Here is a 24,367-nt window from a genome sequence, read left to right on the forward strand (position 1 = left end):
TATAAATTAAGGAGAATAAAATGAAACTTAGCTTTTTAGCGCTTACTGTTAGTTCGGCATTGGCATTTGGATCTGTCGCTGCATTCGAACAACCAATAACTAAAAAAGTAAGCACGCCTATCGTTCAAGGTCTTAATGTACAAGATGGTGTTCAGTATGTAGACCCAGATAGTAAAGAAGCAATTGCTGAGATGGAGAAAATTTTCAAAGAAGCTGGTTGGAATGATAAAAACAGTCCACAGCTTTTCAAAGAGCTTCATACTCCTCAAGCAAAAATTGATGTGCAAGATGCGCGTTTTGTAAGAAGTTATAATAGTAGTGATACAACGGAAGCTGAACTAGAGTCTTACTTTAGCCACCTAGGTTTCAACATCGTTGGTGAAGGTGCTTCAAAACTGTTCAAAATTCGTTTGTTAAATGCTGAACCAAAAGCAACGAACCTTACGGTACTATCTATCAAATTGGTTAATGAGAAAGGTGAGCAAATCACAACTCAACAAACTGCACGTTTCTTTGGTGATGGTGGAGCGAACTTGAACCGTAAAGTATTAGGCGGTGAAGCGACAGTTGAAAGCGCATACGAGCATGTTAAGCGCGCTAAAGAGGTTTATGGTAAAGGTACTGCTTACGTTATGTTCGCAGATGGAACTAAGGTTCTGAAAAAGATTGATGTTAAGTATGACAAACATGCAATCCTAGGCATGCTAGCAAAAGAACTCGGTTTGCCAATTAACAATCGCCCTGCGAATGCTCCAATGGTTATGGCTAAAGCTGATTTCGCTGAAGCTGCAGCTGGTGTTGGTATTGCGCAAGTTGACGCATTCCAACATGTTGTGGAACATCCAAAAGATTTCCGTAAAGCAGATGCAAACAAAAAGAATGTTGCGGGTCAAGACGGCGTTATCATGGTTTGTTTAAACCGTGACTACGGAGATTGTGACTATCCTATGGTCCAAGCGGGTGGCGATTACAACAATATTCCACACGTGACAATTCCATTTAAAGGCAGCATCACATTACCGACGTACATTTCTCGAGTTTTATTTGAAGAAGATGAAGTACTAGGCGCACAAAATGTGCCACCTACAGATGTGATGATCCAATCAAAAGAAGCTTTCCACGATAAGTTATCGCTGCACAATGCAAACATGAAAGCGAAGTTTGAGCAGTATTTCACAATTGACTATCGTTTTGACCAAGCGACTTGGTCGCCAGTAACTACATTGAGCTGGGATATTCCTCGTGAAGCTGCATTATTCGCACGTCCAGGTATTTTCCAACGTCGCGCTGATGCATATTGGATCATGAACATTGCACTTGAAGTTAACTGGATGGGTAACTTACAAGACGCAATGACTTACTTCGGTGCGACGCAGGAAGAGTATGACTATATTACTGGTTATACTTCTTACATCATTGCATCGGAAGAAGCGCCTGAACTACCAAAAGACATGGCTCGTTATGACCAAGCGCCACTTCAGTTCTCTTTCAGTTGTTTAGCAAAAGGTACGCAAATCTTGATGCCGAATAAGCAGTCTAAAGCGGTCGAGACATTCAATGTCGGTGATCTTGTACTTGGTGCAAGTGAGTTTGAACCAGACAATACTGAAGTGCTTAAAGTTGTTGATGTATCGGTGGGTGTAGAGCACTTACCTATGGTTAAACTAACAACTGAGCATGGCCAAACACTTACTCTAACTGAGTCTCACCCTCTAGTGCGTGAAGGCGGTAAGGCTGTATGGGCATTAAATGTCGCTGAAGGTGATGTAATTCAAACAGCGAAAGGTCCTGCTAAAATCACTAAGTTTGAGAAGGTTGATTACAAAGACAATGTATATAACCTTAAACTTGCACGTGTAAATGGTAAGCAAGACGCAGGCGAAACTTTTGTCATGTTTGCAAACGGTGTTTCTGTTGGTGACCTTGCAATGCAGACAGAAAACGAGTTAGAAACTCACAAGGAAACGGTAGAAGAAGCATTAGAGCGTATTCCTCAAGAGTGGCACGCTGACTACCTGAATAGTTTAGAAACTAAGTAATCAGTAACCCCTTAAAAAAGCTGGCTTTATGCCAGCTTTTTTTATACCAATGAATATATTATGGATATATAAACTAATTTACTTGAACTATATTGTGCGAAAAATCGGGTTAATTTGTTTGCCTAGTATTCGATTTCAAATAGTGGGATAGATAAAAAGTATTTTTTTAAATGAGTGGATGTAGAACATAATAATTAGTTGTGTAAAATAGAGGTTAACTTAAAGAAATAAGGACTAGGCAGTGCGCATACTAGGAAGTGTCGTTGCACTATTTGCTTGCTTCTCGGCAGCGAGTAGTCAATCATCAAATCAATTTCAAAATGAAATCAATCACATACTCCCGGCTGGTGTTTCAAATTCGGGAGCTCTTAATAACTCATCTGTGTTTAATTATAAACAAACTAAATCGGTGCAAATTTCCGAAGGCGAGCGGCTTGAGCATTACGCTCTCTACTGGCGAGGTATTAAAGTACAAGATAGTGATTTAGTGATACGTGTTGATCATCTTGGTCGAAAACTTATATCAGGTAGTGTGCTTGGTGATAACGATTTGCGACCTAGTCTGTTGAACCATAAATCAATCTCAAAAGCATATCCTCATGATTTTGATAATCTGTCTGCGGAGATTGTAAAGAGCTATGCACTTGAAAATGCGAAAATTAGAAATATTAAACAGTATATTTCCAAAAATAAACTTGGCAATTTAACGCCTATTTATAAGTTAGAACTGATTGATAATAAAAAACAGAGAAGGCTTATAACTTTAGATGCAGCTTCACTTAAAGTTATTGAAGATATTAATGCAACCGCATCGTTTCTAAGTCCACATACTGAGAGCTATTATGCGGTAGCAACGACCACAGGTAATTATAAAGTCGGCTTTAATTGTCATCAGTCTCCTAATATGGCAAGCGAGAAATGTCAAAATACGACTCTGCCAAATGAGCACCCACTTGCACAATTATATTACCCAATAGCACCTACTATCAGTAATCTCTATTTTAGAACTGAGCAGGAAGGGGCTTTTTCTGAATTTGCGGGCTATCCAATGGTCATTAAATTAGACAATGGGCAATGTGTATACAGCAATCATCTAGTAGAGACCTATTATGGAAGCAGCGCAACACCTCATTCTTACGACTGCTCTACCGGCGTAACTGAAAGCCATGGTATTGAGGGAGATCCATACATTTACTACTTGGCTAAAGGCGCTTTTAAGGCTGTTAATGACGCGCATTTCTATGCGGGCGTAACAGCTCAGGTCTTATACGGTCACTTTTCTGAACTTTATCCAGAACAAAGCGAGCGATGCCCCACTGAGGGAAGTTATTGTCTGAACGTAATTAAGCAAAGAGCAGATTCAGGGCATATTAGTCAAAGTAGTTGGGATGGGGAGTTTACTAATTACGCGAGTGGTTTTAGAGGGGCGCCATTCCCCCACGGAAGCTCTATTGACATTGTGGCACACGAGATTGGGCATGCAATTTTAGAGTGGAACACAGGCAATATTATTTCAGATGTAGACAATATCGGCGACCAAGATGGCACTAGAGCACAAAGAAGTGCTTTACATGAAAGTTTTGCGGATATTACGGCAATTGCCGTTAAAGACCACTATTACAGACACTTACAACCAGAGCCGTCAGATTCAAATTGGCTGCAAACCCCCATTTTTGCGAAGCTATCTGAAGAAGGTGAATATTTTTGGGCAATCGGTTGGGATGCGCGTCTTAGAAATGCGTATTCTAGATTTCTCAAGCAACCTCGTAGAGACGGCGTCAGCATTGATGACTATCGAGACTTTGAAAGTGTGACAGGCTCGCATCAAAGGGCGGGTGCATTTAACAAGCTGTTCTATTTAATTGCGACCAGCGACGGATGGAGTGTTGAAAGAGCCTATGGTCTAGTTATCAAGGCGATGACTGCCTGTTTTAATGAAACAACAGGTATGTTAGAGGCTTCTCAATGTCTTATCGAAGTGGCTAATGTTGAAGACAAGCAGCAGATATCAGCACTGGCTAAGAGAGTTGGACTGATTCCACAAGATAGTAGGGCGACTACTTTAGAGGTTTCTATAGAGCGTCTATTTGAGCAAGTTTCTTATGACATATCAGATGCACGTTTGACAGGTGATACAGTTGATAAACTGGTTTTACGCCAAGGTGAAGAGACCTTATTTGAGTGGACACCCAACGCCCAAGGTACTTGGTCGGATGCGTCAAAAGGAGAAATCACATTAAGTGAAGGGGACCACGAGTTGCATTGGCAAGCAGAGTTAAATGACGGCTCAACCTTAGAGAGCTATCGGATAGCCTCACTAATTGAGCAAGCCGTTTGCAAGCCTGAAAACGCAGCTGGGTCGCATATTAATACTCTCACTGTAAATGGTGAAGTAGTGCAAGTAACTGATGGCTACGGAAATGTTGAGCTGGTCGACGCAGTATACTCACAATCACCTTTGAAAATTCAGTTGCCTCTAGACATTAGCCAGTTGCAAATTAAGGCTTATATTGATTTGGACCGTAATGGGTATTTCGATGCAGAAGAGATAACTTTACCAGCAGACATAACAAATGAAATAGTATTGCCAAAAGCGCCTTTTGGTGAATTAAAGCAAGGGCCGGCAATAATTCGGTTAGTTGTCGCAGAACAAAGTAGTTCTTCAGCCTGTTCAAACGAGATAGGAACGCAGACGGTTGATGTAAAGTTTGCCTACTTAGATGGTGAATATGTGGCCCCAGCCTTGAGTTTTACCTATGAGCAATATAACCGCTCGATTAACTTTGAAATTCCTCATCAGTACAGTAATGCTCATTCATTTCGATGGTTGATTGATGGACAACAGTTTGACACGGATAATTATAATTACACGCAGCAGATGCTTGAAAGCACTGAAGTGAGCTTAGTATTGCTAAGAGACGGTGAAGAAGTAAATCGCTTTAACAAGCAAGTAACGGTAATGGATGAACCTAATTTTGGTATTCAGTGCGTGCAAAATGGTACCACGTGTCAACTGAGTCTAAGTTATGACAATCAAGTGGCTGGCGCGACTTACACTTGGGAAATCAACGGAGATACATTTGAGCGCAGTGATTTATCTGCTTTTGAGTACGACTTTGAAGGGTATGGACAGCATACGATAACAGTATTGATGTCAGCAAATAATGGAGCGGCTCAGTTCACTTATGAACAAAATATAGCGCTACACGAAGCTCCGGAGTTAGACATAAAAGTAACACAACAGAATATGAACTTTACGTTTAATATCGCGCAAGACATTCCTGACGGGTATGACGTCGTGTTGATAATTGACGGTGTCGAATATCAATATGAAGCACTCGGAACGATGATTAATTTGCCTGAAAAACCATCCCAAGTGAGCTTCGTTGTTAAGAGAAATGGCGTTGTGATTAAGCAAGCCCCTTTGCTGTTGGACTATATTGAAAACCCACAGCTGGCTTTATCTTGCTCGATTGAAGGGAATACTTGCCTATTTACCGCAGAACATGAAGATGTGGGACAAAACTTAAAGTATAATTGGGTATTTGGCGACGGGGCGACTGCTTCAACTGAGACGCCAACTGTTTCGCATACGTACGATAGCTCAGGCACCTATATTGCAAGTTTAACGCTAATAGTGAATGAAAGTGCAGAGTTTACGGTGAGCAAGGAGCTGATAATAAATAATCCAACTTCTAATATTGAAGTAAGCTCGAGCCAACACAATCGGACGATACAATTGCAAGCTACAGGCGAAATCGCATCAGATATAAGCTTCGTTTGGTCTATTGGCTCTGAAAGGCTAGCGGGGAAAGTCGTAAATTATGATATTGCGGAACTAGGGGGGGAGTACAATGTCCAGCTGCAAATCATGAAAAACGGCAGTATCGTGAGAGAGATAAATCAAGTGATAATAGGGTACCCAGACATAGGTTTAGACTTTGTTTGGAAGTTACAAAAACCAAATACGTTGAATTTCGAATTTTCTGTGTCTAAGTGAAACGTAACTCGATTTTAACGCAATAAAATGCCCGATATAGCGAATAACGCTAATCGGGCATGAATTGTTTAACACTCAAAGCTGTTTTAATCTAGTTTCTAGCGTAACTTTATTAAGAATGTGCTTTGTTGAATTGGGTGACCAAGAATGACAGAGTGATTTCGTGATGGGTTTTGCTTGATAATGCTTCAAAGTGAGACTCCTTAAACTTCCAAGCAAAAGGCGTCATTTTAATCAAATTAAATATGACATCAGTCGAAACTGAATGCACTTCTTGGAACAATGTCTGTTCCGTTTCAATAAATCCTTCTGGACAATCTGGTGATTCGTGTAAACGCACATCATCATATATATGTTGTTTTAGTTCATATAGGTGATGAGGGCCTGGACTTACTATTATCAATGTCCCTGCTGGTGACAAAAGCCTTGCAGATTCTTTGTCAAAAACAGGGGCAAAGATGCTCAACACAACATCGGCCAAAGCGTCTTTAAACGGCGCATCTTTACTGGAAGCAACACTAAAGTTAGGGTTATCATAGCGTTTGGCAGCGTATTTTATCGCTGGTTTGCTGATGTCTAATCCATAAATTGATGCTTTTCCATTGAGCTCATTAGCGATTGCTTGCGTATAAAACCCTTCTCCACATCCCAAATCAATGACTGTTTTTGGCTGTTTACTTGCGACGAGTTTAGCTAATGACTGTTGTAAAAACTGATAGTGAGGAGTGGCAAAGAAAGCACGCCTTGCTTGCACCATGTCTAAGTTGTCTCCGGGCTGCTTTGAGCGCTTAAATTGCACCGGAAGTAGGTTTATATAACCTTCTTTTGCAAAGTCGAACTGATGACGGTTAGTACACCCTAAACTGTTGCCTGTTGGGACAAGTGGCTCAGAGCATATTGGACAACGGTATTCTACAGTCATCTATCTAGGTATTCCTTATCGTAAAAGGTTCGCACCCATTGGGGGCGATAAGTGATCAAGAGTGTCACAGCCATACCATTTAGCATAGCCTCTGGAAACCACATGATCACGGCATAAAACATATAATTGCTCGTCAATACGTACCAGTCGTACAGGCCAATAGACCAGTAATATGCTGCTGATAGAATAATTTTAATTGCAGCAACTAAGCCTGCTGAAATAAACGCACAAACAAAAATATAAATAAAAAAATGTCGAGGTAAATAGTGATAGCACAATACAAACAATGCATAGCTTAGATAAACGGGTAGGATCCCGTTTAGTAACCAAAAGGAAAAAAAGCTTACCTCAAAGGATGCAAAAAAATAGCAAAGTATTGCGGCCAGCAATGTACTCAATAAGGACAACCGCCAGCCAAGCACTAAAGTTACCGTCGTTACGGCCAATATATGGATGTTCAAATTAGGTAAAATGCCAGCTTTTATCTGCCATAATAACGCCATCACAAGAGCGCAACTGAGAACACCAATTTGTCTTTGTGGGGTCTTTATTAGCGTTTCGTACTGTTGTTTGTCCAAACTGAGTACGAATGCAAGTAAAGCAAACACAAATGTTGTCATGCGTTAACATCCAAATGTATGTGAAGTAATAATTAACCGTTAGATTTCAAAAGTCGCCCAGATTGGAGCATGATCAGAAGGCTTTTCGATTCCTCTCAACTCGTAATCGATATCGCTTTCTTGACATGTTTTCATGAGATTTTCAGTGGCTAAAACGACGTCAATTCTCAAGCCTCGATTGTCATTAAAGCCTTTTGAGCGATAGTCAAACCACGAAAACTTATCTTCTACTTCTGGCGTAAGCTCTCTAAACGTATCTTTGAAACCCCAGTCCATCAGGGTTTTTAGCCACTCTCTTTCCTCTGGCTGGAAAGAACATTTACCTGTCTTTAACCAGCGTTTGCGATTTGCTTCACCGATACCAATATCGCTATCAGTTGGTGAAATATTGATATCCCCCATCACAATAAGGTTACTATCTGGTTTTTCATAAGTATTGAGGTGGGTCATTAAATCTTTATAAAACTGACGCTTGTACGGGAATTTGGTTTCATGACTAATATTGTCTCCCTGTGGGAAGTAGCCATTCATTACCGTAACGTCATTACCATTTGGGCTCTCAAACGTTCCCGTGATCATACGTCTCTGGGCTTCATCTGTATCAGTTGTAAAACCTTTTTGAATGGATTTAGCAGGCGCCTTTGATAACAAAGCAACACCGTAATGTGCCTTTTGCCCATGAAAATAAACGTGATAGCCCATTGCTTCTACGTCCTCTACGGGAAACGCTTCGTCATGTACCTTAATTTCTTGTAGGCCAATCACATCTGGCTGATGTTTATCTATGATGGCTTGTAATTGGTGTAGGCGGGCGCGAAGGCCGTTGATATTGAATGAGATAACTTTCATATTTTAATTTTAGAGAGTGAATAATGTGGGAGTGTATCATTATGTCCGTCTTATAGGGGAAAAAAGTATGTTTCCTGATACGAAGATTTGTTAATTAAGGAGAAAAATTTAGCAGGTTTGAAGCATGAGTTTATAGGTATGTAAATAGCTCATTAAATGTTCAAAAAAGTTTATATTTGCCATTTACAAGGATTAAGTTGGCTATATAATGCGCACCAATTCGTTCTTTCGAGGTAAATTATGTTTAAGTCTCTCTCAATTGCTACTCTTATTACTATCGCTTCAACTTCTGCATTTGCTGGCGGTAGCCAGAACTTTGTAGCAAGCGACGCGTCTACAATTTCCAAGGTATGTGAGATTGCTGCAAACCAAGGTCTAAGCGCAGCGCGCAAGTTTGGTGCGCAACAAGGTGTGTTCGTTTCTCGCTTTTCTCCATCAGTAGAGTGCAATGGTGAAGATATTCGTACATTCGCGAAAGCTCATCAACGTGTGCAAAATAGTCAACAATCAGTTAAAGCTAAGTTGGTTGCTGAAAACACATCTAGAGCAACTGAGCTATGCATGAAGGCAGCTAAAGAAGGTGTTGCGAGTTTGCACAAATACCGCAGCCAAGCTAGAAACTTAAAGTGTAATAATTTACCAGTAAAACAATTTGTTAAAGAAGTTAAAAATACTGCTATCTAACAAGTTTACAAATGAAAAAAGCCCAGCTATTTAGCTGGGTTTTTTTTGCTCAAATTCCGTAAAAGCCGCTATTCCTATGTCCTCCAGACCAAAGTTGTTGAAAATACAAACGCAGTAATTGATTAAATGTAAATTCTTTAAGGGTTTTTGTTGTTTTTATTGTTTTTTTAGTGTGTTATAAAAGTTAAAAAGATGTTTTATACACTACGGAGAATAAAGATAATGAAAAAGGGGATTACGCTAATAGCATCTTCAGTGGGTTTTGCATTGCTTGGGGGAGCAAGTGTAGCAAATGCGAATGAATCTGAGGTTGAACGTATTGAAGTGACTGGGTCACATATCAAGCGATCAGATTTAGAAGGACCATCACCTATACAGACTATTTCGGCAGGTGATCTTGCCGCTACGGGTTCTACAGATCTAATTGGTGCGCTGCAAAAACTACCAGTAGCAGGTGCTGGGACGTTTAGTACACAGGGTAACTCAAGTGACGATACCGCTAATGGTGGTTCAAGTGTTGCGCTACGCGGCTTAGGAGCTTCTTCCACTCTGGTTTTGATAAATGGTCGTCGTGTCGCAGTAAGTCCATTTGCAAAAGATATTGAAACCTCGTTCGTTGACTTAAACACAATTCCTGTTTCTTCAGTAAAGAGAATCGATGTTTTAAAAGATGGTGCGTCAGCGACTTATGGTTCGGACGCGGTTGCAGGTGTAATTAATATTATCCTGCGCGATGACATCGATGGCTTTGAAGTTGCGGGTAAAATTTCCGACACTGCGGATGGTGGCGCTGAAGAAGAAAACTTCACGTTACTTTGGGGAAGCTCAACAGATAAAGGGCATCACAATTTTTCAATAGATTATTTCAAGCGTGGAGATGTATTTTATGCGGACCGCGACTACGCCTCTACAGCCGACCAAAGGTTCAGAGGTGGTAATAACGCGCTAAGTTCTTCTGGATTTCCTGGCAGTATTGAAGTGGTAAGAAGCCAACTTACAGATGCACAATGGGAAGCCTTACCGGTGACGCGTGTTGAAGATGATGGTACTAAAGTTAGACAAACCATTTTTGCAGACGTTTGGGGCAACGATAAATGCCCGGAAAATATGATCATCGGTGATATTTGTCGATACGATTATGCACCCCATATGACTCTCATTCCTTCCACTGAGCGTATTAGCTTTAACTACAATGGCGTTCAAGAAATTATGGATGGAGTAGAGGGGTTCGCGGAGTTTTCTGCGCAACATACTTCTACTTTCATTCAGGGGGCGGCTAGCCCAAGCTTTACAGAGCTAACCATGGCTGGCGATAATCCTAATCATCCACTTGCTGCATTGCCCGACCATTTCTTACATGGCGTAGATATTTCAATGCGTCGTCGTACGGTTGATATTGGTAATCGTAAAAAGGATGTGGACTCAGAATACTACCGAGCGGTTATGGGTATGCGCGGCGAGTTCAAGGAGTGGGATTGGGAGTTTGCCTATTCAGCGATTCGTTCAAGTGCAGTTGAAAAAGGCTTCGATGGCTTCCCAAATAAATTAAGAGCTCAAGCGGCAATTGACAGTGGAGAGTGGAACCCATTTGAACCTAGTCAAAACAGTCAAGCAGCACTCGATAAAATAGAGACAACCACCACGCGTTACGGCGCGTCTACCATGCAGTCATTCGATGCGACAATTTCGGGCGAGCTATTTGAATTCGGTGATGGTTATGTTGCTGCTGCATTTGGTTTAGAACACCGCTATGAAAAAATTGAAGACAATCCTGATAGCCAGTATTTAAACAACGAAATTTTTGGAACAGAAGCGACGCAAGCAAATGGTGATAGAGATAATACAGCACTATTTGCTGAATTTATTGTGCCAGCTACTGAAGACTTGGAACTACAGCTAGCGTTAAGGTATGAGGATTACAGCGACTTTGGTAATACGACTGATCCAAAAGTTGCTTTCCGCTGGACGCCGCTCGAAGAAATTGTTGTGCGAGGTTCATGGGGCACGGCATTCAGAGCCCCTTCTCTCGTTCAACTCCACCTTGGTAGAACTGATGAATCGCCAAGCGTAATCGATAGAGATCGTTGTGTCATTACTAAAGACCCACTGGACTGTGAGCCTTTCGAATATACGGCACAAGTGGCTGGTAACAAAAATCTGCAACCGGAAGAGTCAACAAACTATAACCTTGGGGTTATTTGGCAGGCTACGGACGACTTTAGTGTAGGCGTTGATTACTGGAACTATGATCAAGACAACCTAATTAAGAAAATTGGCGCACAAGATATCGTAGATTGTTGTGGTGATGATCCAAACTTGGTAATAAGAGAAGCGAGTACTGGAAGCACACCAGGGCGAATTCGCCAAATCAACGACACATTCGTCAACATTGGTGGCCGCAAAACGGATGGTATTGACCTTGATCTGGAGTACAGGCTCGAAACGCAAGGTTTGGGTGAGTTCAAGTTTGGTTATAACGTAACCTATGTCTTGAACTTTGATGAAGAGCTAATTCGAACAGATGAAAGTGGCAATTCTGTATCAGTTATCATAGATGAGAACGGTGAGTATCAGCACCCTGATCTACGATGGAATGCGCGTGTAGATTGGGCGCTTGATGATTGGATTGCCAACTTCAGCGTGAATTACATTAATTCATACAACGATTTGGCTGACAGCTCAGGAAACAAGTTTGAAATAGACTCCTGGACTACAATCGATACTAGCGTGACATATGTTGGTTTTGACAAACTGACAGCAACGCTGGGTGCTTCTAATCTGACAAACGAAGAAGCGCCATTTGCGCCTTCAGAGTCTATGGGTGTAGATAACAAGACGCATAGTATATTAGGTCGTCAAGTTTACGTTAAGTTTGCTTATAAATTTTAAATAAACGCAGCTTTTCGAGCAGTTTTAAATCTAAAGGGCCCCATAGGGGCCTTTTTACATGCAGCTCTGCAAATCTCGAGGTTTGCTCTTTCGGTCATATCAATTGTTCCTTTTTCAAAACCTTCAAATCCAGTAATTTGGGAACTAAGCTTGTTATTTGAGTTATCAACGAGTTCAGCTAAATGAAAAGTTCAAGATTCATTGTGACAGGCGTAGTACAAGGCGTTGGCTTTCGTTATCACACTCGGCAACAAGCAACGAGATTAGGACTGTATGGATTTGCTAAAAACTTACCAGACAAAAGTGTCGAAGTTGTCGTGTATGGTGAGCAAGGTGACATTGACAAACTTGCCAGTTGGTTGCAGCAGGGTCCAGTGTTGGCAAGCGTTGAGCATGTAAAAGAGGTAAATATTGGCCAAGAAATCTACTCTAGCTTTGAGATTTACTAAATTTGGGAAAAATATTTCTACGGCTATCAATGTAAAGAAATGCGTACAAATTAACTTGGTGACTAAAAAAAAGCCGAAAAAAAAGGGCTCTTGAGCCCTTTTTTTGCCAAAGCGATGATTAACGTTCGCCTTGATCCTCATAGTCACGTGCTGTGTAGCCTGTGTATAGCTGACGTGGGCGACCAATTTTATGGCCTGCTTGAGACAGCATTTCGTTCCAGTGTGAAATCCAGCCAACTGTACGCGACATAGCAAAGATAACTGTGAACATACTTGTAGGAATACCGATAGCTTTCAAGATGATACCTGAGTAGAAATCTACGTTAGGGTATAGTTTCTTTTCTACGAAGTAAGGGTCTTCTAGTGCAATTTGCTCTAGCTTCATTGCGACGTCTAGAAGTGGGTCTTGAATGTTCAGCTCTTCTAAAACTTCATGACAAGTCTGGCGCATTACTGTCGCACGTGGATCGAAGTTTTTGTATACACGGTGACCAAAGCCCATTAGACGGAACGGGTCGTTCTTGTCTTTTGCTTTAGCTACGAATTCGTCGATACGGTCAACCGAACCAATCTCTTCAAGCATGTTTAAACATGCTTCGTTTGCACCACCGTGCGCAGGGCCCCAAAGTGACGCAATACCAGCTGCGATACATGCATAAGGGTTTGCGCCAGAAGAGCCCGCTAAACGAACTGTAGACGTCGATGCGTTTTGCTCATGGTCAGCGTGAAGCATGAAAATACGATCCATTGCTTTTGCTAAAACAGGGCTTACTTTGTACTCTTCAGCTGGTACAGAGAACATCATATGTAGGAAGTTTTCTGCGTAGCTAAGGTCGTTGCGAGGATATACAAATGGTTGACCTACGTTATATTTGTAAGCCATTGCTGCGATAGTTGGTAGCTTAGCAACTAGTTTAGTTGCGCAACGCATACGTTGTTCTGCATCTGAGATGTCTAAGTCATCGTGATAGAAAGATGATAGAGCACCAACTACACCACAAAGCATTGCCATTGGGTGAGAATCAACGCGGAAACCTTGGAAGAATGCAGCGATTTTCTCGTGCATCATCGTGTTGCGTGTGATTTCTTCAGAGAAGCTTGCAAGCTGCTCTTTGTTTGGTAGTTCACCGTTTAATAGTAGGTAGCAAAGTTCAATATAATTTGAGTTTTCAGCCAATTGTTCGATTGGATAGCCACGGTGTAGAAGTACACCCTTGGCGCCATCAATGTAAGTAATAGATGATTCACAAGAGCCAGTCGACATGAAACCAGGGTCGTATGTGAAGAAGCCGTGAGCACCTAACGTACGAACGTCGATAACGTCTTGGCCAGCTGTGCCAGAGTGGATCGGTAGTTCGATTGGATCGTGCCCATCAATATGGACTGTGGCTTTCTTATCTGCCATCTATCTTATCTCCTATGAAATAACAACATTCTGATTGTTATGTTGTGATACTAATGTTAAGCAAATTCAGATCATTGTAACTTATAATTGGGGTGAAAAGTCAATTTTTCTCAGAATTATGCAAAAATGTATAATAAATATTCTAAGCAGATTAAATATTATACCATTGGCTAATTCGCAAGCGTACGAAACTAAACAAGAATTGTAAAAACACGGATAGCCTTATATACTGTCAACGGTTTTATACCGTGTCGTCTGTGGGTAAACCTATTTTTACATCGAAGTTTTACAGGCAAGTGATCTTTTAAGTGTTTAAACAGGTTTATCTAGAGTGTGCCATTTGTGCATGTCGTGCAAGTGGGTTGATAAAAACAAGTAGATGAAGCTCTAATCGAGCAAAGATGGGCAAGTAACTGTGAAAAAGCAAAGACCTGTAAATCTAGATCTTACGACTATATCTATGCCGCCAACGGCAAAGGCGTCGATATTACATCGTGTCACTGGTGTCGCGTTGTTCTTCGCGCTGACATTTGTCATTTGGGCGTGGTCTGAATCTCTCTCTTCTCCTGAAGGTTTTAACTTTGTAAAAGAGCTTATGACAAGCTTTGTTGCGAAGTTTATTGCGTGGGGCACCTTCGCTGTATTGTCTTACCACATCATTGGCGGTATCCGTCACATGATCCAAGACATGGGGCACTGGGAAGAATTAGAGTCTGGCAATGCAAGTGCTAACATTGCAATCGCTCTATGGGTAATCGTGGCTATCCTTGGTGGAGTGTGGATATGGTCTTAAATCAAGCAACTCTTAAACGTGATGGTGTACAAGATTATGTATCACTTCGCGCTACAGCATTAATTATTGCAGCTTACGCTGTATTTATTGTTGGCTACCTAGCATTAACTCCTGAATTAACGTATGAAGCTTGGTCTGGGCTATTTGATAACCTAGCAATGAAAGCGGCAACTATTATTACTTTAATTTGTATAATGGTTCATACTCGTATTGGCCTATGGCAAGTACTGACTGACTACGTTAAGTGCTCAACAATGCGTACAGTTTTAGGCTTTGTATTGAATCTAATGGCACTTGCATATGTTGCTGTTGGTTTGTTTGTTCTGTGGGGTGTTTAAGTGAAATATAATGTCCGTGAATTTGATGCTGTAGTTGTTGGCGCCGGTGGTGCAGGCATGCGTGCAGCACTAGCGATTTCTGAGTCTGGTAAGACATGTGCGCTTATTTCAAAAGTATTCCCAACTCGTTCTCATACCGTATCTGCGCAGGGTGGTATTACTGTTGCGCTAGGTAATTCTCACGAAGATAACTGGGAATGGCACATGTACGATACTGTTAAGGGTTCTGATTACATCGGGGACCAAGACGCTATCGAGTACATGACTAAAACAGGTCCTGAAGCTATTACTGAATTAGAAAACATGGGTCTACCATTTTCTCGTTTTGAAAATGGCCGTGTTTATCAGCGTCCTTTCGGTGGTCAGTCTAAGCACTTTGGCGGCGAGCAGGCTGCACGTACAGCTGCTGCTGCTGACCGTACAGGTCACGCACTTCTTCACTGTCTATACCAACAGAACGTTAAAAACAAAACTAACGTATTCTCTGAATGGTACGCACTAGATTTAGTTAAAAACGACAAGGGCGATGTTGTAGGTGTTACTGCAATCGAAATCGAGACTGGCGAAGTTGTTTACTTCAAGTCTAAAGCCGTAGTACTTGCAACTGGTGGTGCTGGTCGTATCTATGCATCTACAACAAATGCTCACATCAATACTGGTGACGGTGTTGGTATGGCTGTGCGCGCTGGCATCGGCATGCAAGACATGGAAATGTGGCAGTTCCACCCGACGGGTATCGCAGGTGCTGGTACGCTAGTAACTGAAGGTTGTCGTGGTGAAGGTGGTTACCTTTTAAACAAAGATGGCGAGCGTTTCATGGAACGTTATGCGCCTAACGCGAAAGACCTTGCGGGTCGTGACGTTGTTGCACGTGCAATGATGACCGAAATTCGTGAAGGCCGCGGTTGTGAGGGCCCTTGGGGTATTCACATTAAACTTAAGCTTGATCACCTTGGTGAGGAAATGCTTAACCTTCGTCTTCCAGGTGTTTGTGACCTGTCAAAGACTTTTGCACACGTAGATCCAGCTAAAGAGCCAATTCCGGTAATTCCAACTTGTCACTACATGATGGGTGGTGTACCAACAAACGTTAACGGTCAGGTACTAGACGTTGATGTGAACGGCAAAGAGCGTATCGTAGAAGGTTTATTCGCGGTAGGTGAAATCGCATGTGTATCTGTACATGGTGCAAACCGTCTAGGTGGTAACTCACTGTTAGACTTAGTTGTATTCGGCCGTGCTGCGGGTAACTTCTTAGGTTCTTACCTGAAAGACTTCGAATCGACTGGTGAAGCTTCTAAAGACGACGTTGATGCGGCATTTGCACGCTACAACCGTTGGGAAACGTCAGAAGTTGGTAAAGGCGAAGATCCGGTACAAATTAAGAAAGACTTACAAGAGTGTATGCAACTTAACTTCTCGGTTTTCCGTGAAGGTGATTCAATGGCGGATGGCTTGAAAGAGCTTAAAGAAATCCGTGAGCGTCTTCAGTATGCACGCCTTGACGACAAGTCAACTGAATTCAATACACAACGTATCGAGTGTCTTGAATTAGACAACTTAATGGAAACTGCATACTCAACAGCGGTTGCTGCAAACTTCCGTACTGAGAGCCGTGGTGCGCACTCGAGATTTGACTTCCCAGATCGTGATGACGAAAACTGGCTATGTCACTCAATGTACCACCCTGAGAGCGAGTCAATGACCAAGCGTGATGTAAACTTTGCGCCGACAACTCGTGAAGCATTCCCACCTAAAGCTCGTACGTACTAGGAGTTCAACGATGGCAACAGCAACTTTAGAATTCTCTGTTTATCGTTACAACCCAGATGTAGATACTGCACCTCGTATGCAGGAATACAAATTAGAGGTTGAAGAAGGGCGTGACATGATGGTGCTTGATGCACTGTTAATGCTGAAAGAGCAAGACTCTACTCTTTCATTCCGTCGTTCGTGTCGTGAAGGTGTATGTGGTTCTGATGGCGTAAACATGAACGGCAAAAATGGCCTAGCATGTATTACTCCGTTGTCAGCATTACAAAAGAATGGCAAAGGTAAAATTATCATCCGTCCATTACCAGGTCTTCCTGTTATTCGTGACTTGGTAATTGACATGAGTCAGTTCTACACTCAATACGAGAAAGTAAAACCTTACTTGATCAATGATAAGCCAACAGGTGGCGAAGAGCGTCTTCAGTCAGTTGAAGATCGTGAAAAGCTAGATGGCCTATATGAGTGTATTTTATGTGCATGTTGTTCTACTTCATGCCCATCTTTCTGGTGGAATCCAGATAAATTTATCGGTCCTGCTGGACTTCTTCATGCATATCGTTTCTTGGCAGACAGCCGCGATACAGCAACTGAAGAGCGTTTAGCTGGTCTTGATGACGCGTTCAGCGTATTCCGTTGTCACAGTATCATGAACTGTGTTAGCGTTTGTCCAAAAGGTTTGAATCCAACCAAAGCAATTGGACACATTAAATCTATGCTATTAAACCGTTCGGTTTAAAGCATAATTATCTTAAGATGGCATGCTGGGCATGCCATCTTGTTTTCGTTTAAGTTAAAGTTTCTGCGCTAGAGAAAAGGGCTAATAAATGCACGAAGGTGTGATGAAGGCATGGCTAGAATCTTCTCACTTATACGGCGGCAACGTTGCGTATGTAGAAGATTTATATGAAGCGTATCTTGACGATGCGGCTTCAGTGCCAGAAGAATGGCGAGAAGTGTTTGATCAACTACCTAAAGTTGAAGGTGTTGATGTTGATATTAAACATTCGGATGTAAGAGCACAATTTGCTGAGCTTGCTAAGAACAAACACAGAGAAGTAGTAGTTTCTGCAGAAGGTGCGGCAGATGCAAAACAAGTGCGTGTGTTGCAGCTTATTAATGCATTTAGATTTAGGGGCCACCAAAATGCCAACCTAGACCCATTGGGTTTATGGCAGCGAGAGCGAGTGAGAGAGCTCGACTTGGCTTACCACAATCTAGATGATGTAGATCTCGATAAAGAATTCAATGTTGGCTCTTTTGCCTGTGGCAAAGAGACAATGAAACTAAAAGATTTGTACGCAGCGCTTAAGTCAACATATTGTGGCTCTGTTGGCGCTGAGTATATGCACATCACATCAACAGAAGAAAAACGCTGGTTACAACAACGTTTAGAAGCTGGTTTCTCACAGACTCAATTCAGCAAAGAAAACAAACTACGTCTTTTACAAGGCTTGATTGCAGCTGATGGCCTAGAAAAATACCTTGGTGCGAAATTCCCTGGTGCAAAGCGTTTCTCACTTGAAGGTGGCGACGCGTTAGTACCAATGCTAAAAGAGCTTGTTCACAGAGCAGGCGAGAGCGGCCAAGAAGAAGTCGTTATTGGTATGGCACACCGTGGTCGCCTTAACGTACTTGTTAACGTATTAGGTAAAAATCCACAAGAGCTATTTGACGAGTTCGCTGGCAAATATGGCGAGTCTGCAGGTTCTGGTGATGTTAAATACCACATGGGTTTCTCTTCTGATTTCGGCACTAAGGGCGGCGATGTTCACATGGCATTGGCGTTTAACCCGTCTCACTTAGAAATCGTAAATCCAGTGGTTATGGGCTCTGTAAGAGCACGTCTAGACCGTTTAAATTGTGCAAGCGGCTCAAAAGCATTGCCAATTACCATTCACGGTGACTCAGCTATCGCAGGTCAAGGTGTTGTTCAAGAAACATTTAACCTGTCTAAGACCCGCGCATACGGCGTAGGCGGCACGGTACGAATTGTTGTTAACAACCAAGTCGGTTTCACGACATCTAAGCCTGAAGATACACGCTCTACAGAATACTGTACTGACATCGCTAAAATGGTCCAAGCACCAATCTTCCATGTAAACTCAGACGACCCAGAAGCTGTTGCTTTAGTAACTCAAGTTGCTCTAGATTTCCGTAATAAGTTTAAGCGCGATGTTGTTATCGACTTAGTTTGTTACCGTCGTCACGGTCACAATGAAGCAGACGAGCCTAATGCGACTCAGCCTCTGATGTACCAGAAGATTAAAAAGCATCCAGTACCGCGCCAGTTATACTCTGATAAGCTAGTTGCTGAAGGTGTTCTGTCTGCGGAAGAAGCAAAGCAGCTTGCAGACGAATATCGTAACGGCCTAGACAATGGCGTATGTGTTGTTGATGAAATCCAACCAGAAACTAAGCACTCTTCTGAGTGGTCAAAGTATGTTGGCCATGATTGGGATACGCCGTATGAAACAGGTGTATCTGTAGAAAAGCTGAAAGAGCTTGGTGAAAAGGTTGCGACTTACCCAGAAGACCATAAAGCTCAGTCTCGTGTTAAGAAAATATACGATGACCGTAAAGCAATGGCGAAGGGTGACAAATTACTAGACTGGGGTATGGCTGAAACATTGGCATACGCTACGATGGTTGACCAAGGCACTGACATCCGTTTGACTGGTCAGGACTCAGGACGTGGTACTTTCTTCCACCGTCATGCAGTTGTTCACAATCAGAACGATGCGTCAACATATTTGCCACTGCAAAATATCAGCCCAGAGCAAGGTACTTTTGAAGTTTACGACTCGGTACTTTCTGAAGAAGCAGTACTTGCATTTGAATACGGTTATGCGACAGCTGAGCCTACTTCTTTGGTACTTTGGGAAGCACAATTTGGTGACTTTGCAAACGGTGCCCAAGTAGTATTCGACCAATTCTTAAGTTCTGGCGAGCAAAAGTGGGGTCGTTTGTGTGGCTTGACATTATTACTTCCACACGGTTATGAAGGCCAAGGCCCTGAACACAGCTCTGCGCGTATGGAACGTTACCTTCAGCTATGTGCCGACCATAATATGCAAGTGTGTGTTCCTACGACGCCTGCACAGGTTTATGCAATGCTTCGTCGCCAATCTGTACGTCCTCTGCGTCGTCCTCTGATTGTTATGACGCCTAAATCATTGCTACGTCACCCGCTAGCGGTTTCTAGTCTAGAAGAGCTTTCTGATGGTGTATTCCACAACATGATCGACGAGATTGACGATATCAATCCAGAAAATGTTGAACGTGTTGTGTTCTGTAGTGGTAAAGTTTACTACGAGCTACTACAAGAGCGTCGCAAGCTTGAACTGAATAACGTCGCAATTGTGCGTGTTGAGCAGCTATATCCATTCCCACACAAAGAAATGGATGAAATTATGGCGCGTTACCAGCACGTAAAAGATTTCGTATGGTGTCAGGAAGAGCCGCAGAACCAAGGTGCTTGGTACTGTTCTCAACACCATTTCTGGGAAGCTATCCCAAGTGGAGCGAAACTAACTTATGCAGGTCGTCAGGCTTCTGCTGCTCCAGCTTGTGGTTACATGTCTACCCACACTAAAGAACAAAACGCGTTGATTGCTGACGCATTAACAATTAAGAAATAAGGAATAAGAGATGACAACCGAAATTAAGGTTCCTGTTCTTCCTGAGTCAGTTGCTGACGCAACAGTTGCAACTTGGCACGTAAGCGTTGGTGACACTGTAAGCCGTGACCAAAACCTAGTTGACATCGAAACTGACAAAGTAGTTTTGGAAGTTGTTGCACCTGAAGATGGTGTAATTGTTGCAATCTCTGAAGAAGAAGGCGCAACTGTACTAGGCGAGCAAGTAATCGCACAAATAGGTGCTGCCGGTGCAGCACCAGCTCAATCAAATGAACAACCAGCAGCGCCAGCAGCGGCGCCAGCATCAGAAGGTAAAGAAGTGGACATTAAAGTACCAGTACTTCCAGAGTCAGTAGCAGACGCTACAATCGCAACTTGGCACGTTCAACCAGGTGAGGCAGTAAGCCGTGATCAAAACCTAGTTGACATCGAAACTGATAAAGTAGTTCTTGAAGTTGTTGCACCTGAAGACGGTGTAATGGGTGAGCAGCTACATGCCGAAGGCGATACAGTACTTGGCGAACAAGTAATCGGTAAGCTTTCAGCAGGTGGCGCACCTGCAGCTCCGGCAGCATCTGACGCAGCACCTGCTGCATCTGACGAGAACGCTGACGTTCTTACTCCTTCAGTTCGTCGCTTAATTGCTGAGAAGGGCCTTGATGCTTCACAAATCAAAGGTACTGGTAAAGGCGGTCGTATCACAAAAGAAGACGTTGATGCGTTCTTGAAAGCACCAGCTGCTAAGCCTGCTGCGGCTCCTGCTAAAGCGGCGGCTGCACCTGCGGCTCCTGTTGGTGACCGTACACAAAAACGTGTACCAATGACGCGCCTTCGTAAGACAATTGCTAACCGTCTTCTTGAAGCGAAGAACTCGACTGCAATGCTTACTACTTTCAACGAAGTAAACATGAAACCAATCATGGATCTTCGTAAGCAGTATAAAGATGTATTCGAAGAGCGTCATGGCATTCGCCTTGGCTTCATGTCTTTCTACGTAAAAGCGGTAACTGAAGCGCTTAAACGTTTCCCTGAAGTAAACGCATCAATCGATGGCGATGATATCGTTTACCACAACTACTTTGATATCAGTATTGCTGTATCAACGCCTCGTGGTCTAGTAACGCCAGTTCTACGTGACTGTGACAAACTTTCAGTTGCTGAAATCGAGAAGGGTATCCGTGAACTAGCGCTTAAAGGTCGTGACGGTAAACTTACAGTTGATGACATGACTGGTGGTAACTTCACTATCACAAACGGTGGCGTATTCGGTTCACTTCTATCTACACCTATCATTAACCTACCTCAGTCTTCGATTCTTGGTATGCACAAAATCCAAGAACGCCCGATGGCTGTAAACGGTAAAGTAGAAATTCTACCGATGATGTACCTAGCGCTTTCTTATGACCACCGTCAAATCGATGGTAAAGAGTCAGTTGGTTTCCTAGTAACAATTAAAGAATTACTAGAAGATCCAACACGTCTACTTCTAGACGTTTAATCAAAAGATTAAATCTTAAGCTGTATGAGTGCAATAAAGCAACATACAGCTTTTTTTTTGCGCCTTTGGTCTTACTGGGGTTTTCTTACTACGCCGTGGGATCTATACTATGGGCGCAATTTGGGATAGCTGATTATTTGCATAAATATTCAGCCTTTTTAGTATAAAAAATTGGATAAAGCATCATGAATTTGCATGAGTATCAGGCAAAACAACTTTTTGCCGAATATGGTTTACCTGTATCTGAGGGTTACGCTTGTGACACTCCTCAGGAAGCAGTTGAAGCTGCTGGTAAGATTGGTGGCGACAAGTGGGTCGTTAAATGTCAAGTACACGCGGGTGGCCGTGGTAAAGCTGGCGGTGTTAAGCTAGCTGATAGCAAAGACGAGATCCGCGCATTTGCTGAAAACTGGTTAGGTAAAAACCTAGTTACTTATCAGACTGACGAAAAAGGTCAGCCTGTTGCTAAGATCTTAGTAGAAAGCTGCACTGATATTGCAAATGAGCTATACCTTGGTGCTGTTGTTGACCGTGCTTCACGTAAGATCGTGTTCATGGCTTCAACTGAAGGTGGTGTAGAAATCGAGCAAGTTGCTGAAGAAACACCAGAACTAATTCACAAAGCAGAAATCGATCCACTAGTAGGCCCTCAGGCATACCAAGGTCGTGAGCTAGGCTTCAAGCTTGGTCTTAACCCTGCTCAAATTAAACAGTTCACTAAGATCTTCCTAGGTCTTGCGAACATGTTCATCGATCACGATTTCGCACTACTAGAGATCAACCCTCTAGTAATCACTGACGAAAACAACCTACACTGCCTAGACGGTAAGATTGGTGTTGATGGCAACGCGCTATTCCGTCAGCCTAAGATCCGTGAATTCCACGATCCTTCACAAGAAGATGCACGTGAAGCACACGCTGCAAGCTTCGAACTAAACTACGTTGCTCTAGACGGTAACGTTGGTTGTATGGTTAACGGTGCTGGCCTAGCAATGGGTACAATGGACATCGTAAACCTACACGGTGGTAAGCCAGCTAACTTCCTAGACGTTGGTGGCGGCGCGACTAAAGAGCGTGTATCTGAAGCGTTCAAGATCATCCTTTCTGATGACAACGTTAAAGCAGTACTAGTAAACATCTTCGGTGGTATCGTTCGTTGTGACATGATCGCTGAAGGTATCATTGGTGCAGTTAAAGAAGTTGGTGTAAGCGTACCAGTAGTTGTACGTCTTGAAGGTACTAACGCTGAAGCTGGCCGTGAAGTACTAGCTAACTCTGGTCTTGACATCATCGCTGCTGAATCACTAACTGATGCTGCAGAGAAAGTAGTTGCTGCTGCGGAGGGCAAATAATGTCTGTACTAATTAATAAAGATACTAAAGTAATCTGTCAGGGTTTCACTGGTGGTCAAGGTACTTTCCACTCAGAGCAAGCTATCCAGTACGGTACGCAAATGGTTGGTGGTGTATCACCAGGTAAAGGTGGTCAAACTCACCTTGGTCTTCCTGTTTTCAACACTGTACGTGAAGCTGTAGAAGCGACAGGCGCAACTGCAACTGTAATCTACGTACCAGCTGCATTCTGTAAAGACGCTATCTTAGAAGCGATTGACGGTGGCATCGAGCTAATCGTTTGTATCACTGAAGGCATCCCTACATTAGATATGGTTGATGTTAAAGTGAAGCTTGAAGAAACTGGCGTTCGTATGATCGGTCCTAACTGCCCAGGTGTTATCACTCCGGGTGAGTGTAAGATTGGTATTATGCCTGGTCACATCCACTTACCTGGTAAAGTAGGTATCGTATCTCGTTCAGGTACTCTTACTTACGAAGCAGTTAAGCAAACTACTGACGCTGGCTTCGGTCAATCAACATGTGTTGGTATCGGTGGTGACCCAATCCCAGGTACTAACTTCATCGACGTACTAGAAATGTTCCAGAACGATCCTAAGACTGAAGCAATCGTAATGATTGGTGAGATCGGTGGTACAGCTGAAGAAGAAGCAGCAGAGTACATCAAACACAACGTGACTAAGCCAGTTGTATCTTACATCGCTGGTGTTACTGCTCCTCCGGGCAAGCGTATGGGTCACGCTGGTGCAATCATCTCAGGTGGTAAAGGTACTGCTGATGAGAAGTTCGCAGCTCTAGAAGAAGCAGGCGTTAAGACTGTTCGTTCTCTAGCTGAGATCGGTGCTGCACTTAAAGAAAAAGCTGGCTGGTAATCTACGATTTCCAATCAGATAAAAGGCTCCTTATGGAGCCTTTTTTAGTTTTTATTTTGTATATTGATTATCAGGTTAGCCCAATTTTAAGTGAGCTTGCATTAGGGAAAACAAGTCGTTAACGTGTTGGCGCGTTTTCCAAATGGCGCATCGGTTAGCCGAGCGTACTTCTCAAATTAACGTATTAGGTTATTTTTCCCAAACACTTATTTGTTCTTAGAAATCCCCCTTTATTACTTTTTACCT

At 42.7% G+C, this 24,367-nt stretch carries 17 protein-coding genes; 13 read left to right on the plus strand and 4 right to left on the minus strand.

The genetic code is table 11. The features are described 5' to 3' along the window. Nucleotides 1-20: 20 nt before the first annotated feature. Together N480_RS07290 and N480_RS07295 are read left to right on the plus strand one after the other, a co-directional pair. On the plus strand, nt 21-2,039 hold the full coding sequence (locus tag N480_RS07290) for a Hint domain-containing protein (protein WP_063371861.1): 2,019 nt from the start codon (nt 21-23) through the stop codon (nt 2,037-2,039). A gap of 241 nt (nt 2,040-2,280) precedes the next feature. Beyond that, nucleotides 2,281-6,039: a PKD domain-containing protein gene (locus N480_RS07295; RefSeq protein WP_063371862.1), complete on the plus strand. Its 3,759-nt coding sequence runs from the start codon at nt 2,281-2,283 to the stop codon at nt 6,037-6,039. Between the two features lie 112 nt (nt 6,040-6,151). Here the strand turns inward: N480_RS07295 and N480_RS07300 are convergent, their stop codons facing one another. Genes N480_RS07300 through xthA form a run of 3 tightly spaced genes read right to left on the minus strand, consistent with a single transcriptional unit; the run spans nt 6,152 to nt 8,430 of the window. Continuing rightward, on the minus strand, nt 6,152-6,961 hold the full coding sequence (locus N480_RS07300; protein WP_063371863.1) for a putative RNA methyltransferase: 810 nt from the start codon (nt 6,959-6,961) through the stop codon (nt 6,152-6,154). Next, a complete protein-coding gene (locus N480_RS07305; RefSeq protein WP_063371864.1) occupies nt 6,958-7,581 on the minus strand; it encodes an energy-coupling factor ABC transporter permease in 624 nt (207 codons plus the stop codon). Before N480_RS07305 ends, N480_RS07300 begins: the two co-directional genes overlap by 4 nt. A gap of 39 nt (nt 7,582-7,620) precedes the next feature. Continuing rightward, nucleotides 7,621-8,430: an exodeoxyribonuclease III gene (xthA, locus tag N480_RS07310; protein ID WP_063371865.1), complete on the minus strand. Its 810-nt coding sequence runs from the start codon at nt 8,428-8,430 to the stop codon at nt 7,621-7,623. Nucleotides 8,431-8,670: 240 nt separating this feature from the next. On the opposite strand from xthA, the gene N480_RS07315 reads away from it, so the two are divergent. From N480_RS07315 to yccX, 3 genes are all read left to right on the plus strand, one after another. Next, the gene (locus N480_RS07315; RefSeq protein WP_063371866.1) at nt 8,671-9,114 is read left to right on the plus strand and encodes a hypothetical protein; all 444 of its coding nucleotides are present in this window, start codon (nt 8,671-8,673) and stop codon (nt 9,112-9,114) included. Between the two features lie 222 nt (nt 9,115-9,336). Further along, on the plus strand, nt 9,337-12,003 hold the full coding sequence (locus N480_RS07320) for a TonB-dependent receptor plug domain-containing protein (protein ID WP_063371867.1): 2,667 nt from the start codon (nt 9,337-9,339) through the stop codon (nt 12,001-12,003). A gap of 182 nt (nt 12,004-12,185) precedes the next feature. Beyond that, nucleotides 12,186-12,452 carry an acylphosphatase gene (gene yccX, locus N480_RS07325; protein ID WP_063371868.1) on the plus strand — a complete coding sequence of 89 codons (267 nt, stop codon included), beginning with the start codon at nt 12,186-12,188 and terminating at the stop codon, nt 12,450-12,452. Nucleotides 12,453-12,570: 118 nt separating this feature from the next. On the opposite strand, the gene N480_RS07330 is transcribed toward yccX, so the two are convergent. After that, a complete protein-coding gene (locus tag N480_RS07330) occupies nt 12,571-13,857 on the minus strand; it encodes a citrate synthase (protein WP_063371869.1) in 1,287 nt (428 codons plus the stop codon). 415 nt (nt 13,858-14,272) lie between these two features. Between N480_RS07330 and sdhC the strand changes: the two genes are divergently transcribed. From sdhC to sucD, 8 genes are all read left to right on the plus strand, one after another. Next, nucleotides 14,273-14,650 carry a succinate dehydrogenase, cytochrome b556 subunit gene (gene sdhC, locus N480_RS07335; RefSeq protein ID WP_155732779.1) on the plus strand — a complete coding sequence of 126 codons (378 nt, stop codon included), beginning with the start codon at nt 14,273-14,275 and terminating at the stop codon, nt 14,648-14,650. Continuing rightward, nucleotides 14,641-14,988: a succinate dehydrogenase, hydrophobic membrane anchor protein gene (gene sdhD, locus N480_RS07340; RefSeq protein WP_063371871.1), complete on the plus strand. Its 348-nt coding sequence runs from the start codon at nt 14,641-14,643 to the stop codon at nt 14,986-14,988. Before sdhC ends, sdhD begins: the two co-directional genes overlap by 10 nt. Next, the gene (sdhA, locus tag N480_RS07345) at nt 14,989-16,761 is read left to right on the plus strand and encodes a succinate dehydrogenase flavoprotein subunit (RefSeq protein ID WP_063371872.1); all 1,773 of its coding nucleotides are present in this window, start codon (nt 14,989-14,991) and stop codon (nt 16,759-16,761) included. 10 nt (nt 16,762-16,771) lie between these two features. Continuing rightward, complete coding sequence (locus N480_RS07350; protein ID WP_063356399.1) at nt 16,772-17,497, plus strand: succinate dehydrogenase iron-sulfur subunit; 726 nt, start codon at nt 16,772-16,774, stop codon at nt 17,495-17,497. An 88-nt stretch (nt 17,498-17,585) separates the two neighbouring features. Continuing rightward, nucleotides 17,586-20,399 (plus strand): 2-oxoglutarate dehydrogenase E1 component, encoded by a 2,814-nt coding sequence (gene sucA, locus N480_RS07355; protein WP_063371873.1) that lies wholly within the window; start codon nt 17,586-17,588, stop codon nt 20,397-20,399. A gap of 10 nt (nt 20,400-20,409) precedes the next feature. Beyond that, nucleotides 20,410-21,897 carry a 2-oxoglutarate dehydrogenase complex dihydrolipoyllysine-residue succinyltransferase gene (odhB, locus tag N480_RS07360; protein ID WP_063356397.1) on the plus strand — a complete coding sequence of 496 codons (1,488 nt, stop codon included), beginning with the start codon at nt 20,410-20,412 and terminating at the stop codon, nt 21,895-21,897. 185 nt (nt 21,898-22,082) lie between these two features. Next, entirely contained in the window at nt 22,083-23,249 is a 1,167-nt protein-coding gene (gene sucC, locus N480_RS07365; RefSeq protein WP_023399327.1) for an ADP-forming succinate--CoA ligase subunit beta, read from the plus strand. Then, a complete protein-coding gene (gene sucD, locus N480_RS07370) occupies nt 23,249-24,121 on the plus strand; it encodes a succinate--CoA ligase subunit alpha (RefSeq protein WP_046356227.1) in 873 nt (290 codons plus the stop codon). The genes sucC and sucD overlap by 1 nt, the downstream gene beginning before the upstream one ends. The last annotated feature ends 246 nt before the right edge of the window (nt 24,122-24,367 follow it).

It is taken from the genome of Pseudoalteromonas luteoviolacea S2607, from assembly GCF_001625575.1.
In the GTDB taxonomy this organism is placed as follows: domain Bacteria; phylum Pseudomonadota; class Gammaproteobacteria; order Enterobacterales; family Alteromonadaceae; genus Pseudoalteromonas; species Pseudoalteromonas luteoviolacea_E.